Origin of the sequence: Chamaesiphon sp. VAR_48_metabat_403, assembly GCF_031422475.1 — a bacterium.
In the GTDB taxonomy this organism is placed as follows: Bacteria; Cyanobacteriota; Cyanobacteriia; order Cyanobacteriales; family Chamaesiphonaceae; genus Chamaesiphon.
Map to the genome: position 1 here is coordinate 28,958 of NZ_JANPLS010000079.1, position 17,774 is coordinate 46,731.

At 43.7% G+C, this 17,774-nt stretch carries 17 protein-coding genes; 4 read left to right on the plus strand and 13 right to left on the minus strand.

Annotated features, from left to right (window positions below; translation table 11 throughout):
• Nucleotides 1–19: 19 nt before the first annotated feature.
• Entirely contained in the window at nt 20–1,282 is a 1,263-nt protein-coding gene (locus RMO79_RS03920; protein WP_310481751.1) for a lipid-A-disaccharide synthase, read from the plus strand.
• Here RMO79_RS03920 and RMO79_RS03925 read toward each other — a convergent pair.
• From RMO79_RS03925 to RMO79_RS03935, 3 genes are all read right to left on the minus strand, one after another.
• A complete protein-coding gene (locus RMO79_RS03925) occupies nt 1,279–2,715 on the minus strand; it encodes a serine/threonine-protein kinase (protein WP_310481752.1) in 1,437 nt (478 codons plus the stop codon). The genes RMO79_RS03920 and RMO79_RS03925 overlap by 4 nt on opposite strands.
• Nucleotides 2,708–4,696 (minus strand): protein kinase domain-containing protein, encoded by a 1,989-nt coding sequence (locus tag RMO79_RS03930; RefSeq protein ID WP_310481753.1) that lies wholly within the window; start codon nt 4,694–4,696, stop codon nt 2,708–2,710. The genes RMO79_RS03925 and RMO79_RS03930 overlap by 8 nt, the downstream gene beginning before the upstream one ends.
• Before the next feature lie 105 nt (nt 4,697–4,801).
• Nucleotides 4,802–5,164, minus strand: a complete 363-nt coding sequence (locus tag RMO79_RS03935; RefSeq protein ID WP_310481754.1) for a lysozyme inhibitor LprI family protein — start codon at nt 5,162–5,164, stop codon at nt 4,802–4,804.
• A 176-nt stretch (nt 5,165–5,340) separates the two neighbouring features.
• Here RMO79_RS03935 and RMO79_RS03940 point away from each other — a divergent pair, with 176 nt between their 5' ends.
• Nucleotides 5,341–6,243: a ParA family protein gene (locus RMO79_RS03940; protein WP_310481755.1), complete on the plus strand. Its 903-nt coding sequence runs from the start codon at nt 5,341–5,343 to the stop codon at nt 6,241–6,243.
• A 416-nt stretch (nt 6,244–6,659) separates the two neighbouring features.
• On the opposite strand, the gene RMO79_RS03945 is transcribed toward RMO79_RS03940, so the two are convergent.
• The 3 genes from RMO79_RS03945 to recO form a co-directional block, all read right to left on the minus strand.
• Nucleotides 6,660–7,439 carry an ATP-binding cassette domain-containing protein gene (locus RMO79_RS03945; RefSeq protein ID WP_310481756.1) on the minus strand — a complete coding sequence of 260 codons (780 nt, stop codon included), beginning with the start codon at nt 7,437–7,439 and terminating at the stop codon, nt 6,660–6,662.
• 24 nt (nt 7,440–7,463) lie between these two features.
• Nucleotides 7,464–8,885 (minus strand): MFS transporter, encoded by a 1,422-nt coding sequence (locus RMO79_RS03950; RefSeq protein WP_310481757.1) that lies wholly within the window; start codon nt 8,883–8,885, stop codon nt 7,464–7,466.
• 452 nt (nt 8,886–9,337) lie between these two features.
• A complete protein-coding gene (gene recO, locus RMO79_RS03955; protein ID WP_310481759.1) occupies nt 9,338–10,153 on the minus strand; it encodes a DNA repair protein RecO in 816 nt (271 codons plus the stop codon).
• A gap of 105 nt (nt 10,154–10,258) precedes the next feature.
• On the opposite strand from recO, the gene RMO79_RS03960 reads away from it, so the two are divergent.
• A complete protein-coding gene (locus RMO79_RS03960; RefSeq protein WP_310481760.1) occupies nt 10,259–11,305 on the plus strand; it encodes an aromatic ring-hydroxylating dioxygenase subunit alpha in 1,047 nt (348 codons plus the stop codon).
• A gap of 40 nt (nt 11,306–11,345) precedes the next feature.
• Here RMO79_RS03960 and RMO79_RS03965 read toward each other — a convergent pair whose 3' ends face one another.
• Nucleotides 11,346–11,681: a DUF760 domain-containing protein gene (locus RMO79_RS03965; RefSeq protein WP_310481762.1), complete on the minus strand. Its 336-nt coding sequence runs from the start codon at nt 11,679–11,681 to the stop codon at nt 11,346–11,348.
• A 15-nt stretch (nt 11,682–11,696) separates the two neighbouring features.
• Here RMO79_RS03965 and RMO79_RS03970 point away from each other — a divergent pair, with 15 nt between their 5' ends.
• The gene (locus tag RMO79_RS03970; protein ID WP_310481763.1) at nt 11,697–11,867 is read left to right on the plus strand and encodes a hypothetical protein; all 171 of its coding nucleotides are present in this window, start codon (nt 11,697–11,699) and stop codon (nt 11,865–11,867) included.
• 41 nt (nt 11,868–11,908) lie between these two features.
• Here the strand turns inward: RMO79_RS03970 and scpB are convergent, their stop codons facing one another.
• From scpB to RMO79_RS04000, 6 genes are all read right to left on the minus strand, one after another.
• On the minus strand, nt 11,909–12,487 hold the full coding sequence (gene scpB, locus RMO79_RS03975) for an SMC-Scp complex subunit ScpB (protein WP_310481764.1): 579 nt from the start codon (nt 12,485–12,487) through the stop codon (nt 11,909–11,911).
• A 259-nt stretch (nt 12,488–12,746) separates the two neighbouring features.
• Nucleotides 12,747–13,097, minus strand: a complete 351-nt coding sequence (locus RMO79_RS03980; RefSeq protein WP_295613768.1) for a single-stranded DNA-binding protein — start codon at nt 13,095–13,097, stop codon at nt 12,747–12,749.
• 168 nt (nt 13,098–13,265) lie between these two features.
• On the minus strand, nt 13,266–14,540 hold the full coding sequence (locus RMO79_RS03985; RefSeq protein ID WP_310481807.1) for a SufS family cysteine desulfurase: 1,275 nt from the start codon (nt 14,538–14,540) through the stop codon (nt 13,266–13,268).
• Between the two features lie 73 nt (nt 14,541–14,613).
• Entirely contained in the window at nt 14,614–15,915 is a 1,302-nt protein-coding gene (sufD, locus tag RMO79_RS03990) for a Fe-S cluster assembly protein SufD (protein ID WP_310481765.1), read from the minus strand.
• Nucleotides 15,916–16,160: 245 nt separating this feature from the next.
• Nucleotides 16,161–16,943 (minus strand): Fe-S cluster assembly ATPase SufC, encoded by a 783-nt coding sequence (gene sufC / locus RMO79_RS03995; RefSeq protein ID WP_310481766.1) that lies wholly within the window; start codon nt 16,941–16,943, stop codon nt 16,161–16,163.
• A gap of 130 nt (nt 16,944–17,073) precedes the next feature.
• Nucleotides 17,074–17,772, minus strand: a complete 699-nt coding sequence (locus RMO79_RS04000) for an MAE_28990/MAE_18760 family HEPN-like nuclease (RefSeq protein ID WP_310481767.1) — start codon at nt 17,770–17,772, stop codon at nt 17,074–17,076.
• Nucleotides 17,773–17,774: the final 2 nt, after the last annotated feature.

A 17,774-nucleotide genomic window follows, 5' to 3' on the forward strand; every position in this document is an offset into this window, starting at 1 on the left:
GGGAGTAAGTAAACTAAACATGACTGCTATTGAACCGATCGATATTATCATTCTCTCTAACGCACCGGGCGAAGTCACGACATGGGTACGTCCCGTCGTCAGAGCTTTACGCGCCAAATTAGGTAACGATCGATCTATCGTGCGAATTTCCGCAATTTTATCACCTTGTCCGAATGCGAGTGGTAAAGAAGTCCAAATTTTAACCAGTTATCCAGAGATCGATCGCGCCCAAGGTGCCGAGCATTTTACTCAGTTTTTAGTATGGGGTAAAACTGCCAAAAATTGGGAGTGGCGAGAACGGGGAATCGTAATTTTTCTAGGTGGCGATCAGTTTTTTCCGGTTGTAATCGGTAAACGTTTGGGTTATCAAACGGTTGTCTATGCCGAGTGGACGGCAAGATGGCATAATTTAATCGATCGATTTGCCGTCATGAATGCCGAAGTAACTACTAAAGTCAAACCAAAATATCTCGATCGATTTACCGTAGTTGGTGACTTAATGGTGGAGACTCAAACTAGCCTCAATCCCGAACGAATCGATCGCAATTCTGAGGATATTACAATTGGATTATTGCCCGGATCTAAATCGGCCAAACTAGGGATGGGATTGCCATTGATGCTGGCGATTGCCGAATATATTCAAGCGGCTAACCCTCACATAAAATTTGCTATTCCCGTCGCACCAACGATCGATCTGCAAACTTTAGCGAGTTATGCCGATCCTAGTAAAAATCCGATTATTGCCCTGGTAAATGGTGCCACCGCAACTCTAGAAGATAATGAAATAATTCCTTATCTTCAGACAGCCACCGGATTAAAAGTAGAGTTACATACTGAATTTCCGGCTTACGATTGGTTGAGTCAATGTACCTTATGTTTGACCACAGTGGGGGCAAATACGGCAGAATTAGGCGGGTTAGGAGTACCAATGATCGTTTTAATCGCTTTGCAACAAATGGATGCCATGCGCGCTTGGGACGGGCTACCAGGGATATTAGTTAATTTACCCCTAATTGGTTCGCCGATCGCCAAAATCGTCAATACGATCGCCTATCGGAATATGGGTAATTATAAATTTGCATGGCCGAATATTTGGGCGAAACGAGAAATAGTCCCCGAATTAGTTGGTAATTTAGATGCCAAAACCGTCGCTGAATTTACGATCGATTATCTCGAACATCCCGAAAAATTAGCCGCCATGCGATCGGATTTACGCCAAGTTCGCGGCGAAGCAGGTGCGGCTGATAAATTAGCGGCGATCGTGGAAAATTTACTTAATTAATAAAAAATTCGGTCTGTTTCAGGATCGAGATACTGAATCTGCTCTAAAATTTCACATGCCAACCATATTTTCTCAGCACGATCTAGATAACGACCAAAAGTATACAGAGGTAAAAAAGTAGTCTCTTCTTCATCACATTTAAGCTGAAAGTGTCGTTTAGTAGAGACACTTAATTCGATGCCACTCTTGAAATTTAATCTACTTATTTTCGGGCAATTAACGTGTTCGATGTCTTTAAGCTTAATTATCCGTTGAGAGATAGATACTTCATCTATTTTTGTCGTGCAAATTACATTTTGCTTGGTTATTTCTATTTCATGCTGACATCTAACATTATTATAGTAATGCCATAGTATTCGGATCGAACCTGAAATTAGTACTATTTCTAATAGTAAACACAAACAAAATAGCCCCGGTATTTGATTTAAAGAGGCTGATGTCATCAGCCCAAAAATACCGATCGCCAGTAATATTAATGATATTGCAGTGAAAAAATGTCGCTGACTACGATCTGTCTTTAACCAAATCGGCAGGATGACAATTTTCATCGTTTCACCCTGTCGCTCGATTTGGGTAATGGGGTGTTTGGGATGACGAGTTTTGACAGTATTTTTGCCATTTAGAGCGGCTAGAGCGCGTGCGGCACTGCGATAACGATCTTCAGGAATTGGCTCTAATAATCCATCGAGCCAATCAATAAAATTGGGTGATATTTTGACTCGTTGGTGAAGTCGATCTGAAAGAGCATCGCGGAAATCGATCTTCATCTGTTCGATCGGAAAATCTGCCGGATCTTTCCCAGATGCCAGATATAATAATGTCGTTCCCAAGCCATATAAATCGGTTGCTAACACCGCTTGTCCGCGAAATTGTTCGGGAGCCATATAACCATACGTTCCGACGATCGTACTGCCACCTGTCACCGTGAGATGATATGTGTCACGCACGGCTCCAAAATCTATTAGATAAATATTACCCGACTCTCTCCAGATTAAGTTTTGAGGTTTGAGATCGCGATGGATAATTGGGGGCGTAAATGTCTGAAGATAAATTAAAATCTCTAAAATTTGGGTGGCAATGTTGCGTAACTCTATGCTATTAAAAATATAACCTGATTCTATCCAGCTCGCTAAAGATCGTCCTGGCGCAATTGCTTGAACCAGACAAAAAACCTCTTCACCAGCGATCTCAGTCTGAAAGAAATCTAAATAGCGGGGAATGGCTGGATGTTCTAACTGGGCGAGAATTTTGGCTTCGCGATCGAATAATTCTAGTGTTTTCCAATCGCTCATTCCTCGCAAGTTTAATACTTTAATAGCAACTTCAGCTTGACAAGCTTCATCCACAGCGCGATAAGTTTTACCACAACCGCCTTCACCTAATACGTCTAAAATTCGATAACGATTTTCTAAAAATATAGCAATGTTATTCATTAGGTTCCACCTGCCTTTCACATTCAGATGAGATGGATTTAGCTGCTTTTTTTAATTCCAGGGCATTTTTACCACCCCGATTCTTTTTAAGCGGATCCCAGCCGGATTCAATCATCCGATCGACAATCGGATGTAAATCTTTTTTATCGGCTAATACATGTAAAGCTGTATTGCCCTCTTTATTAACGATCGCCTTACGATCTACCCTATATTGAATGAGTAAGTCGAAGATGCGAGCTGCCAGAGATTTGTTATTTATGCACTGGTAATTAATATTGTCGAGTTTGGCAAGATAATGTAATGCGGTATTTCCATCTCGATCGACAAGATTAGGATCGGCACCTTTCGATAGTAGTAACTCGATCGTTTTTAGCAAAGTAGCATCAGATGTACGAGTTAAATGTCCGTCAGCATAAAAGATCGCCCTCATTAACGGTGTCTCACCATTATCATTAGGAATATTCGGATCGGCACCTTTGACAAGTAAAATTTTTACAAGCTCTAGATTATCTTTTTCATTATTATCGATCGCTAGTATTAGCGGCGAACTATCGTTGCTACTGACTTTATTTACATCAGCACCTTTCGATATTAAAAATTTAGCAAGATCGTTGTTATTCGCTTTAATTGCGATCGCAAGTGGTGTATTGCGATCGCGATCTTCCGCATCAATTTTTGCTTGATAATTCAGTAAATAATCCACTATCTTGAAACCATGAGCAAGACAGTAGCTATCTCCTTCCTCTGCACAAGAATAACTAAAATTGACTATCCGATGTAATGGCGTGCTGTAATTATTACCTAAATTAGGATCTGCACCATGTTTGAGTAGATCTGCAACTATTTCATCTTTCCGATGCTCGATCGCACAATCTAGCATCGAACCATTAACAAAATAACCATTAGAACGTGATTCTTCACTATCCCAACCTTGGTTAATTTCAACAGTAGCATTGACACTCACTCCTCGATCGAGGTATCGATGCAGCGATTCCACATCGTCATTCCGAATCGCATAACAAATATCGGTAACAGGTAAACCAATTCTGGCGGCAACAGTATGGCGATATTCATAAATTAGCGGTACCGAAATCGATAAGATAATTGTGGCAACTGCGACATTTATCCAGGAGGAATTAAATTTAGTGTTGCGCCGCTTGCTAAACCAATGCTGTTTTTCTAAGTTACTTAAAGCCACACGAGCGGATGAGAATCGTGCGGATGTATCCGGCTCTAGCATTGTCTCCAGCCAGTCAGCAAAATGGTTGCTAATATTTACATGGCTGCGAAAATTTAGCTTCAATCGTTCTTGAGGTAGATCCGCAGGCGATCGATGAGTTAAGAGGTATAAAATAGTGGCACCTAAGCCATATAAATCGCTCGCACGTACCGCATCACCCCGAAACTGTTCTGGAGCCATATAGCCATAAGTACCAGCCACAGTGCTACCTTTGAGCAGCGTGTTGTTATACACATCCTGCACCGCACCAAAATCGACTAGAAATATGCGCCCATCATCATCGCGGATGATATTGTGAGGTTTGAGATCGCGATGAATCAGTGGTGGCGATTGATGATGGAGATATTGCAAAATTGCTAACAACTGACTGGCAATATCGCGAATCTCAGCTTCGGTACCTCGCCAGCCAGACTGCACCCACTCCGTCAGCGGCCGACCAGGTGCGAGTTGTTGTACGATATAAAATGCCCGATTGTCGGGAGTATCGATGTGAAAATACTCCAAATATTGGGGAATCTGAGGGTGGTTGAGTTGCGAGAGTACCTTGGCTTCGCGCTCGAATAGTTCGAGCTGTTTCCAGTCATTGAGATGGCGCAATGAGAGCATTTTAATCGCGACAATGACGCGATCTGCCAGTCGAATCGCTTTGTAGGTACTACCGCTCCCCCCTTCACCCAATAGTTCGATAAGCTCATAGCGTTCGTCGAGCGTGCTGCCGATCGGTATTTTGGCACTTTCCATAACACTCCTCAATGAAATCGAAGTCTACACCGATCCTCATTGGGATAATCTCAAACATTTATGCACGAGCAAACTGCTAAATTTTAAACCTCAAATTTAACCAGTTCAAATCGGCCCGATATCTTGACCTTTTTGTTGTGGCAATTGCTTGAGCATCGACTGAAAATAAATAGCGCGCCCCTCAGTCAGTTTAGCCTTGAGGGCTAATCCACCCTGACTATTAGCATAATATCGACCGTAAAAATTTACCTCAGCATCGCGAAATTTAATCCAGGCTCGATCGGCTGCCATCAGCCGCTGTTTATCGCGAGAATTACTAATTTTAGCGATTAATTCTTGCTGCATATTATATAAAAACTCCTCAGATTCTGTATATGCATTTCCTGGTGGAATCGCACTTGTAGGAGATCCAAATAATAAATAAATTGCTAAAGCAATTGCCGTGAATAAAGCTAAATATTTTTTCATAAATATGGTTAGAGTAGTTTAGAGCCTTCAGCGGCGATCGATTGCCAATCGCTCTCAAGTAAAATTATGTCAGCTACAATGGTCTGAGTCGATCGTAAACCGATCGAAACCAACTATGATATTAGCGGTACTTTCGTTACCTCACACTCAAGTCAGGGGGCTACTTTAGATACATCATGGGACTAGTTATCGCCACTGTCAATATGAAAGGAGGTGTTGGTAAAACCACCCTCACCGTCAATCTGGCTGCTTGTCTTGCCAAACTAGCCGGGAAGCGCGTTTTAGTTGTCGATCTCGACACCCAGATCAGTGCTACTCTGAGCCTAGTTACACCTCAAGATTTTGCCAAAATTCGCCGCGAGAAAAAGACGATCTCGTATTCGATCGCCAAAGTGCTCAAACCGAGTAGCCGCTATAAATTTGAAACCAAAGATCTGATTACTACCGATGTTTGTTGGGTGAAAGGACTAGATTTATTAGCTGGCGACATCGATATTTATGATGAGTTTCTAGTATCTGAAAAACTGCATGAAGAAACTCTCAACAATCCTAATACCGACTTTATTGATGTCTGGAATGGATTTGAAGGCTCTTTAATTAAAGATATTTTAGCTCCAGTCATCGATGAGTACGATTTTATCATTCTCGACTGCGCCCCTGGTTACAATCTGTTGACTAGAAGCGGAATTATGGCAAGTCATTTTTATATTATGCCCGCCCGCCCCGAACCGCTTTCACTCGTAGGGATGCAGTTATTGGAGCGGCGGATTGCCAAGCTCCGCGAGGCTCATGAAGGCGATAAAAATTGTCTGGAAAGTAGTTTGCTAGGGGTGGTATTTATTTTGTCTGGGAGTTCTTTATTTGCCCGATATTACGATCGCGTTATGGAACGGGTAACTCAAGATTTTGATGAGAGTAAAATTTTCCAAACTCGCATTCCAATGGATGTAAATGTTGCCAAAGCAATCGATAGTTTCCAACCTGTCGTTATCGAAAACCCCGGTTCTGCTGGTTCTAAATCTTTTGTTAAATTGAGTCAAGAGTTATTAGTTAAAGTCCAACAACTTACAGGTAATTAAATTACCGATTAATTAAGCAACAGGGCTTGAGGTTTTAGACTTTAGAGGGGTGAAAGTGTAGCGATTGAAAAGGTGCTTACCTAGATTTTGACAACAATATCTGCGGTAAGCACCAGATCTGGATCGTCCATCAGCAAGAGTGCAACAGTCATCCTAACTCAGAGGGTGTCTGAAAAGTCTTATTGCTTCGATCGTAGATCTAAATCCCCCTGCTTGGTGCGCTGTCTTGACCCAAACGCACGCTGAGGGAACCTCAGCGCGATTTGGGTCGCTGTCTTGTCGTTTTTTTATTCGGGGGTTCCCCCCGAATAAAAACGCCGCTAAACCGTCGGGGAACAAAGGCGTGCGCGCATCCGCTAAATCCCCCTTTTTAAGGGGGTTGGGGGGATTTAGATCTACGCTTTTCAGACACCCTCTCAATCGATGAGATGAATTGGCCCGTGGGTGTTAGCACTAAAAAATTGGCGAATGAGGGGATTATCTGTAGTATCGATATCTTCGGTTTTACCATCCCATTGGACTTTACCTTGATAGAGAAACACGATCCGATCGGTAGTGCGGCGGATGGTACTATTTTGATGAGTTACCATTACATAGGTACTGCAACCATCATCGACATTTTGTAAATCTCGAACTAAATCTTCAATGACCGTAGAGGCGATCGGATCTAGTCCAGCGGTTGGTTCGTCGTATAATAGAATCTCTGGATTATCTTCGGGATGTTCGGGATTTGCCATAATTGCGCGGGCAAAACTGACCCGTTTTCGCATCCCCCCAGATAATTGCGCGGGATATCTGTCGGCTACACCTGCCATTCCGACTAGGGCTAGTTTAGCATCTACCAGTTCGCGAATGTGTTTGCGAGAAATATGCGACTGTTGAAATAACCGAAAGCCGACATTTTCTTCGACGGTAAGCGAATCGAACAAGGCGGCTTGTTGGAATACCATGCCAATATAAATCGGATCGTTACCATCTTCGATCGATCCGCGCCGCAATTCACCCCGAATATATATTTCGCCTTCATCTGGAGTCAATAAGCCCGCAATGATGCGGAGAATCGTCGATTTACCCGTTCCCGATGGCCCAATTACGCCTAAACCCTGTCCCGGATAAATATCCAGATCCAAGCCATCTAAAATTACGTTAGTACCAAAGGCTTGGGAGACTCCGCGTAGTTGAATTATCGGTTCCATCTAGAAGGGGATAGGGTAAATTAACTAATCTGCGGAATTGTACTTTTGAGTGAATATACCACCAATTGCGGAGATTGCGGCTAAAGATAATAATACTGTAGGAACGCCCAAAGCTGTCTCAGCGATTCCGGTCAGTGCTAGCGGGAGGCTGAGGGCGATGTTAATGGCGTTGTTTTGCAGTCCAAATACTTTACCGCGCATTTCTTCTGGAGTTTCGCCTTGAATGGTAGTTTGCATCGGAATCATGACGCTTGCGCTAAATACGCCCATGCCGACTAAGCATAATAGACTCAGCCATAGAGATTGAGAAAATGATAACCCAATTAACGAAAATGCTACTCCTAGCGAACCATATAGACTCAACTGAGTGCGAGATAATTTGCGATCGAGATAACTTAATGCTACCGCGCCTAAGCCCATACCTACACCACCAGCGGCTAACAGAAAGCCAAATTGGGAAGCTTTAATTTCTGGTAATAATTCTGCCATCCGCACGGCAACTACGGTCATTGAAGCAATGACCGATTGGATGATTACCAATTGAATCAGTGCGCCTTTGATCTGTTTATGCTCTCCCAGATAGCGGATGCCATCTTTAAGATCGGCTAAAACGTGTGGCTCGTCTCCTGTGGGGATTTGCTTGGTTTCCCCCGTTCGCATCACAATTAGAAAAATTCCGGCAATTACATAACTAGTGCCGACTAATAATTCTTTCCCGATATTTACGCCCAAACCCACACTTGCGCCCAGACTATCTGCCAATGCTAAAATGGGTTCGCCGATCGCAAACCCGACAATTAGCGAACCCATTGCAGTAGTGGTGTAGAGAGAATTTGCCGCCAGAAGATTCGGTTTATCGACAATCATCGAAATTGCTGATTGTTCGGCGGGGCTAAAAAACTGACCCAAAGTAGACACCATAAAAGTGACTGCTAAGAGAATTTCAAACCCCAATGGTAAATTTATAAATATTTGCCCCTTCGTCAACCACAGCAGAAATGGTACGACTAGCACCAATCCGCCCCGGAGCAGGTTGGTAATTACCAAAACCTCTTTTTTATGCCACCGATCGACAAAGACCCCCGCCAGAGAGCCAAATAGCACCGCTGGAATCGTGTTTGCAATCAGGATCGCCGATACCCAACCACTAATACTCTGATTTTCTGACTGAAATTGACTTTCAATAATCGCAATCATCAGCACCACATAGACTTTATCGGCTAGTTGCGAAAAAATCTGTCCGCTCCACAGGGTGACAAAGTTGCGATTTTTGAGAACTGTAAAAAATCCTGGTTGAAGATCTGAATTCTCGCGATGTGTTTGGATCTCGGTACCCTCGCCATTTGCCGTTACTGAATCTGCTGGAATTTCTGAGCTGGCGGATCCGGTAGTTGTGGCATCTGTCAATTCACTTTCTGGTACTTTGTCAAAATCAGATAATCGCATTGAGTAATGAGGTAGGGCTGTGATAACCGCAAAAATTAAAGTTTGATGTTAAAAAGTTGATGCTTTAGACTAAAAATGTTTTATACCTTCTATTTTAAAGCGATCCGAGCGAGCGCGACAGCCCGATCCTCGGTAGCTGTACATATATTTCGCTCTAGATCTGGATCTATCGGGTAGTTAGATCCCTCATTAATGATAATTGCTAGTTTTAGTCTCTGGCGATCGCAAAAGCCTCTTCTATGTCTGGTTTGACAGCTTTTAGTGTAGCGGGTTTCGACAGCGAGTGTGGGGCGGCTACTACCAATTATCTAAAAAATACCAAATTATCGATCGCACATAGAAGAAACCCAACATCCCTAGAGAGTTGGGTTTCGCGGGCTTCAACCCAACCTACGCAAGTTACTTAATCCTCATTCCTTACTTCTTACTTCTTACTCCCATCTCCCCGCTTCTCATAAATCGATCAATGCTGCCGATCGAATCTGAATGCTAAGGTGGTAATGAATATATTGACGTAATATCCGTTCGAGCCGTCTCCAGCCGCCTGCTAGCTCCAAATCTGAGATAGTTTCAAGGGTAAATCGATCGATTGCTATTTCTAGTCGATCGAGGCTAGGATCTGATAAGTGCTGGAACAGCAGTAAATCTAGTGCGTTCAGGCGATAATTGACGGTAATACTCGGATCTGCTTTGGCTACTGCTAACTCGACGATACTTCCAGCTTCGATACAAAAGCCAATTTGCCAGTTAATAGTCTGAAAATTGGGTTCGATCGCTTGTCTGGTAACATAGCAATGGTATAACTGGGGCGCAATTCCGCCCAACGCCAATAGATGAAAAATGCCCTGACACAAATGAGCGATCGCCGCCGTGTTATCGTTGAGATCGAGGTTATTTAATCTGCCTAAATGGAGCAGTAATAATTGATATAATTCCTCTTGCGGATGGTCGCTCAAGGCTTGCGCCAACACAATTTCGGCTAAATACTGACTGGCGGCTAGTTTACCTAAATCCCCGATCGATCTACCATATATAGTGAGCGTTTCTGCTTGGGTAATTTTGTCGAGCGATCGACCTTTGACAATTAATAAATTATTTACCATAAACAGTGCGCTGCGTCCGCTCAAACTAGAGTTTGATTTTCTAGCACCAGGCACGATCGCTTTTATTAAACCACGCTCGCGGGTGAGAATTGTCAACAGTCGATCGTTTTCCCCAATCGGAATAGCTTTAAGATTGATACCTGTAGCTTTATATGTACCGCTCATGAACTAGGTAATGCTGACCGAACTCAATCTACTATAAACTTTATAAGTGCCGAACTTACTGTTCGCAGGCAAATCGTTGAATTGCTGTTAACACCAGAGAAACTAGTGACCGAACAGAAAAATTTCCTCCGAAATATTTGGTATTACGCTTTACCCGGACGACAGCTCAAACCAGGGCAAATGTTTGCCAAACAGTTACTCGGCGAACCCATGGTGTTCGGACGCACTCATAGTGGCGAAGTCTTCGCGCTGAGGGATATTTGTCCCCATCGCGCCGTTCCGTTGAGTTGTGGACGATTTGACGGTACCTCCATTGAATGTGCTTACCACGGCTGGCGATTTGACGAAATGGGACAATGTACGCTCATCCCGGCGTTGAATGACAACCAGGATCTAGATTTGAGTAAGTTTCAAGTGCGTCGCTACCCCGCGTGCGAATCCCAGGGCAATATCTGGATTTATATGTCCGAGCAGGAGCGGGGCGAAATCGTGCCTAAATATCCCGTACCTGTGGTGGCTGGGTTTGAAGACGCGGTTTATCAATCTACTTATACGATGAAGTTTCCCTGCTTTATCGATCATGCTGTCGTCGGCTTGATGGATCCCGCTCACGTTCCCTTCGTCCATCGGGCGTGGTGGTGGCGATCGGATGCTATCCTAACACCAGAGATCAAAGCCTTCGATCCTTCGCCTTATGGCTTCACCATGCGCCGCCATCGGCTGGAGCGACAAACATTTTTCTATCGCTTACTCGGCGGCGATGCAGAGGTAGAAATTGCTTTTCAGTTACCGGGGGTAAGAGTCGAGCAAATTATTACCAACACCAATCGCGTCGCTAATCTCACCGTAATTACCCCAATCTCCGAGACCGAAACTGAGGTCACCACGATGTTTTATACTACCATCGGCTGGTTCAAACCGTTGCTGCCGATCCTCCAACCATTTATTACGACCTTTTTGGGACAAGATCGAGATATGGTTGTCAAACAGCAAATTGGACTCAAGTACGATCCCCCATTAATGCTAATTAGGGATGCGGATACTCAAGCCAAATGGTATTACCAGTTGCGATCGGAATTCACCAAAGCAGATTCAGAAAACCGCGATTTTGTCAACCCAGTCAAGTCGCAGGTTTTAAGCTGGCGCAGTTGAGCTTCGCCAGCAGAGCCGAGCGTCGAGTTTCGACGCTCGATTAAGATTCGCGATCTACCGAACTCGAACCCATCAGCATATCTTCTAGTTCCATGCGTTGTTCCATCTGACGGAGGAAGTAGCCTGTCATCATCGCCGAACCCAAGAGATTTGCCAGGTTATCGCGATCTGTAGTCACTTGGACGCTGAAGCCTTCACTCGGCAACATTCCCAGCAGACCCTGAATGTTGTGAGTGATAATATCTTTTACCTGGGGAGTTGTCGCCTTAGCAATTTGGGCTAAGACTTCTGGGGATTGATGTTGAAGATACTTGAGTAATTGATTTACTTGAGCATCTTCAGATTTGCGTTCCAGAAAATCAGGATTAAATGCCATTATTACTTTAGTTTGATGGAGCCAGTTTGCGACCGATCGATCTTGAGCGATTCTCTGTTGTTAGAGGCTACGCCAACTACTCGATATAACCATCATACTGTGTTATCGAGCTGGATGACAGCGATCGGATCGCTAGTGTTATTATGCCCTCAGAACGGTTATCCGCATTCAGGCGATCGCAGCTAGTTTTCAAAATGGATGCTAGTAAGCGGCTAGAGCAGGCAGCTTCAGTCAGATTGAGTGGGGAGATCCACCCCATCGGGATCGATAGTTGCTAGCTCGATGGGAGTCGATGCTTCGATACTAGCCTCAAGATCTTTAGTGACTGCGGCTACTTGGAGAATGGGTAAGTCATTGAGTTCGTAGGTACGATGAAATTTATCAGTAACTTGCAATAATGACGATCGACTTCCAGATTGACGACGTTTGCGAACGAAGCCTACTTCTACCAATTCTTGAACGTGTTGATAAGCTCCACTTCCTCTCAATTCTACCAGATCTGTTTGGGAAATCGAGCCTTTAATGGCGATCGCCGCCAAAGTTCGCAACGCACCCGTACCGATTTCCGGGGGAATCATCTTATCAATTAGAGCTTGGAAGGAAGCTCTCAACTGAAGCGTATAACCAGTTGGCGTTTCGACGACTTCCAGCGCGCTATCTCGGTGCGCGTAGTCATCCATTAACTCCATCATGGCAGTTTCCGCCGCATCGCGATCGCACCCCGCACATTCGGCAATCGTGGCTAAATCGAGGGGTTGTCCCTTGAGATACAAAATTGCCTCGATTTGGCTGGAGAGACGAAACATTCTTTAAGGGGTAGGGGATAGGGTTTTAGCTAACTTACGTATATAGTCTGTAGAATGGGTAATATTTTAGCATCTAGGTTGCGATCGATTGGGATCTCGTTCATATTTCAGCAATTCTCATTGTGAAAATATGCACTTTTACTGCCATCATTTTTTCACGGGGATTGCATCTTGAGATCTGGCAAAACAATTCTATAAACATCGGGGAGAGGTAATTTCTGAATTGCCCCTCCCCGATATTTTGAGGGCATTTAACACCCTAACCGTAATCTGGCATAGCTTCAGCAGCATCTCGCTTAGAGCCGAGCAGATCTAAACTTTCCACCTTAATTACGGGGCGAGAGCGTTCGGTTCCGGTGGCTTTATCAGTCCAAGTTTCTACTTCTAGAGAGCCTTTAATCCCGATTTGGCTGCCTTTTTTAGCGTAGTTTCTGGCAATCTCGGCAGTTTTACCCCAGATTTTGAGATTGAACCAGTCGGGCTGATCTTGGTTTTTGCTACGACGATTGACAGCGAGAGTGAGGGTGCAGAGCTGAGTACCAGACTCAAAATATTTCATTTCTGGATCGCCACCAACTCTTCCCACCAAATGGACGACATTAAGACTCATAGCAAATATAGTAGTTATGTACCTTTATTGTAACTCAAAATCGCGATCGGTAGCCTAGTCCGATCGCTGTTTTTGGTAAAGATTTGGTACATTTCCACATCTAGACAATACATTTCTTACAAGATCGGGGGGAATCGCCGCTCCACATCTTTAAATCGAATCAAGATTTCAACTAAAAATACTGTCAAAGAACTCGATCGATTCTTGTAAAGATGCGATAAAACTATCGATTTCTGCTTTAGTATTATAGAAGTACAAACTCGCCCGTGCGGTCGATTGAGCCTTGATAAATCGATGCAACGGTTGAGTGCAATGGTGTCCGGCACGAATGGCAATTCCGGCTTGATCTAACATAGTAGAAAGATCGTGAGGATGCACGTCTCCAGATGTAAAAGAGGCTAATGCCGCTCGTTCTCTAGGTGGTTTGGGACCATAGATTTTTACTTGAGGAATATTCAGTAATTTATCGAATAAATACTCGGTTAATTCTTGCTCGTAGGTATGAATTTTATCCATCCCAATGTTAGTTAAATAATCGATTGCGGCTCCTAATGCGATCGCTTCGGCAATTGCGGGCGTACCTGCTTCAAATTTATGCGGTAAATCGGCATAAGTAGCATTTTCTAAAAATACATCGGCAATCATTTCACCACCACCTAAAAAAGGTGGCATCGATCGCAGTAAATTTAGCTTACCATATAAAAAGCCAATTCCAGTTGGAGCGCACATTTTATGACCCGAAGCCACCAACCAATCGCAATCTAAATCCTGGACATCTAACGGTAAATGTGGCGCACTTTGGCAAGCATCAACTAACACCTTCGCATCGTATTGATGGGCGAGAGCGACGATATCTTTAATCGGATTGACACAGCCCAATGTGTTAGAAACATGCACGATAGACACTAGTTTTGTTTTTTCATTAACTAGTGATTGGTAATGTCCGAAATCAAACTCTTCTTCTGGCGTGAGTTGAACGAACTGAAGCCGCGCGCCTGTTTTTTGAGCGACTAATTGCCAGGGGATGAGATTGCTATGGTGTTCCATTACCGATAGAATTATTTCATCGCCGCGTTGCAGATTGCTCAAACCCCAACTATAGGCGACTAAATTAATTGCTTCAGTTGCATTACGGGTATAGATAATCTCTTGAGAAGAAGCTGCATTGACAAATTTGGCAATCTTTTCGCGCGCGCCTTCATAAGCATCTGTCGCCTCAGCACTAAGGGTATGTACGCCGCGATGAACGTTAGAATTATAGTGACTGTAGTAATGTTCTAGCGCATGAATGACAGCATGAGGCTTGTGGGAAGTTGCGGCATTATCTAGATAAACTAAGGGCTTACCATGCACTTCGCGATGAAGGATAGGGAAATCGGCGCGTACTGTATCCGCGAGACTTTGCTTGGTATGAATCCCCGATTTGGTTTGGATAAAAGTCATGTCGTCAGCATTTCCTGTAAAATTTTGGATCAGTCTTAGAATCGGGCTTTCTCTAGTCATTGCTTACCAGTTCCTAGTTAGCTTTGAATGCTTTTACTGCGACAGCTAGTTTTTCGCGTACTGAGGCGACGGGAATTCGATCGATAATCTCTACAGCAAAAGCGTTAATTAGTAATATTTTAGCTGTTTCGACATCTAAACCTCGGCTCTGGAGATAAAAGATCTCATCGTCTTCGAGTTGGCTGACTGTCGCCCCGTGGGAGCATTTGACGTTATCAGCGGTAATTTCGAGCTGTGGCTTGGTATCGATGCGCGCCTTGGCAGAAAGTAGTAGGTTGCGATTTAACTGGCCTGCATTGGTTTGTTGGGCGGCTTGGGGCACAAATACCTTACCGTTGAAAATCGCATGAGCGAGATCGTCTATGATACATTTATGCAGTTGGTTGGTAATCCCGTGGGGCTTAGTTAAGGCGATGACACTATGAGTATCTGACTCTTGTTCGCCATTTACCATCGTCAACCCATTCAGATAAGTTTCAGTCTGCGCGCCGATTTGGAAGATTTCCCAATTATGACGGGCAAGTTTGCTACCGAGTTCGATCGCATTACCAGTATAGACACTATGCTGAGATTGCGAAACCGCTGTTTTACCGATATGGATAGCAGTAATATCTTCGGTTTGAATGCGACTATGATTGAGTTTGGCTGCTTCCCCCAACCAGATTTCCGTAACGCTGTTATTAAAATAAGCGTGGCTGGAAGCTGACGTAGGCAGATATTCTTGCACCAAATTTGCGCTACTCCCCCGTTCTAACACGATTAAAGTGCGCGGTTGAGTCGAGATCGCCGTATCATCTACGGTAGTAATAAATAATAGGTGAATTGGGGACTCAAAGACGACATCTGGAGCTAGCCACACCACTGCGGCTTCATTAATGCTAAGCGTATTAATCGCCGTAAAGACTTCTTCGCCACCAGGTTGTTTGCCTAAATATTTAGCAACCTCTAATCCGGCGGTATTGGCAGCGGTGAGGTTGCCGATAAATACGCCAGCAGGTAAATTCACCAAGCTAGAGAGTAACGGCGCGTAGATGCCATTTACAAAGACTAAGCGGGTATCAATGGCTTCGGGAACGACGAACCCATCAATATTGACTGGGGATAGTTGAGTGCTGGGATGGATGAATTGCTGCGCGAGGAGCGGGGATAAGTCGGTAAATCGCCATTCTTCGTTTTTGCTACTGGGAATGGTTTCTTCTTGAAGAAACCCGGCTGCTTGGGTACGCAGTTCGAGCAGTTGGGGTGTTGCAGGTGGTGGGATGAGGGCGAGGAGTTGGGCGAGATAGGTGTCTCGGTTGGTTAAGGTTGATGTCATAGGAGTAAGGCAAATAAGGAAAAACAGGATTTATAGATTTATCAAAACAAGGATCTGTAGGGGTGGGTTTATGAGATCGATATCGGAAGCACTAGAGATTTCAATCAAACCCACCCACCTCACCAGTAACCAACCGAACGCCGGATATAATTACAGTTCCTAGTGGGGTTGGGCAGGTTCGTCCGATTGTTGGTGGTGGGTTGCGAGAACCCTAGCATAAACCTGCCCCTACAGATCTGTGTTTGCTAGACGTTCGCTGTTTCAGCTTCTGTCACCCAGTCATAGCCCTTGGCTTCTAGTTCATGTGCGAGTTCCTTGCCACCACTGGTGAGAATTTGTCCGTTTGCCATCACATGCACAAAATCAGGAATAATATAGTCCAACAGGCGTTGATAGTGGGTAATCACCAGCATCGAATTATCCTGATTCGACAACTGATTTACACCATTGGCAACAATTTTGAGCGCGTCGATATCCAAACCAGAATCGGTTTCATCGAGAATAGCGAGACTAGGTTCGAGGATTGCCATTTGCAAGATTTCATTCCGCTTCTTCTCACCACCAGAGAAGCCTTCATTGACACTCCGGCTGAGGAAAGCAGGATTCATTTTGACAATCTCTAATTTGTCCTGAATCAAGTCGTCAAAGTCAAATACATCCAATTCTTCCAATCCTCGATGCTTCTGGCGGGAGTTGTAAGCAACGCGGAGGAAGTCTAAATTACTAACGCCAGGAATTTCGAGCGGATATTGGAACGCTAAAAATACACCCGAACGCGCCCGATCTTGAGGCTCCAAGTCAAATAAGTTCTCACCTTTATAAGTAACTTTGCCACCCGTAACTGTATAAGCCGGATGTCCAGCTAACACTTTAGATAAGGTACTTTTACCAGAACCATTCGGCCCCATAATCGCATGAATTTCACCAGCTTTGATTTCGAGGCTTACACCGTTTAGGATTTGCGTGTCATCGACATTTGCGGTAAGGTTCTCGATCGAGAGGATAACTGGACTATTAGGATTAATCATATTTAGATTTTGTTTAATTGATTTTTAATAAGGTTCGATCGACAGTAGCTAATCTTTGTATCTTATCATTATGTTTAACTATCTCTTGATGCCATCCATTTTGAAATTCCCAGCAATGGCTCGATCGGTTTTATTTTGATATGTTTAACCACGGATCTTTAATGCTGAAATCAGTTATTAGGTATTCAGTAACAATTGAATTGAATATCCTAACAATATCACAGATATCGCGCACATAACTTTTGATATCTTCAATGGTTGGCTTATCTGATGAAGCTCCATGAGTGATGTTATTTCGCCTATTGATAAATGCATCTAAGCTTCTCCTCAAATTGACAGATGAATCTTTTGCTTCGACTAAACTCCATATTTTAGCCATACCAACTCCATCAAACAGACTTTCTACCGATTCACTACCAGGTGAGGCAAAACCTTTGAGGTGTAAATCTGCATCAAATATCCCTTCATCACAGACTCCATCGTCATTGAGAAAAGAGCTTTGGCTGATATTTTTAAGGATTTTCCATTTCTTTTCGAGAGAAAAACTATCTATTATCGGCTTACGCAAGGTTTGGATCGATTTCAACTTCACTGGCAATTTAGAGATCGATGTATGACTTAGCTCGTGGAAGTCGATGATGTCAACTATTAAATCTTCAAAAAAACTTTCTATGTGACTGCATAAAAGTAATATTGCCGATCTAGAAATACATTCATTAATAGTTCGCTCTCTAGCTGTTAATGCATTTAACTTTGACATAGATATTAAAGTCCCCACCTCCTTTAAATTATCAAAAAATCTCACTAATGCTGGCGAACTACGGCTCATGG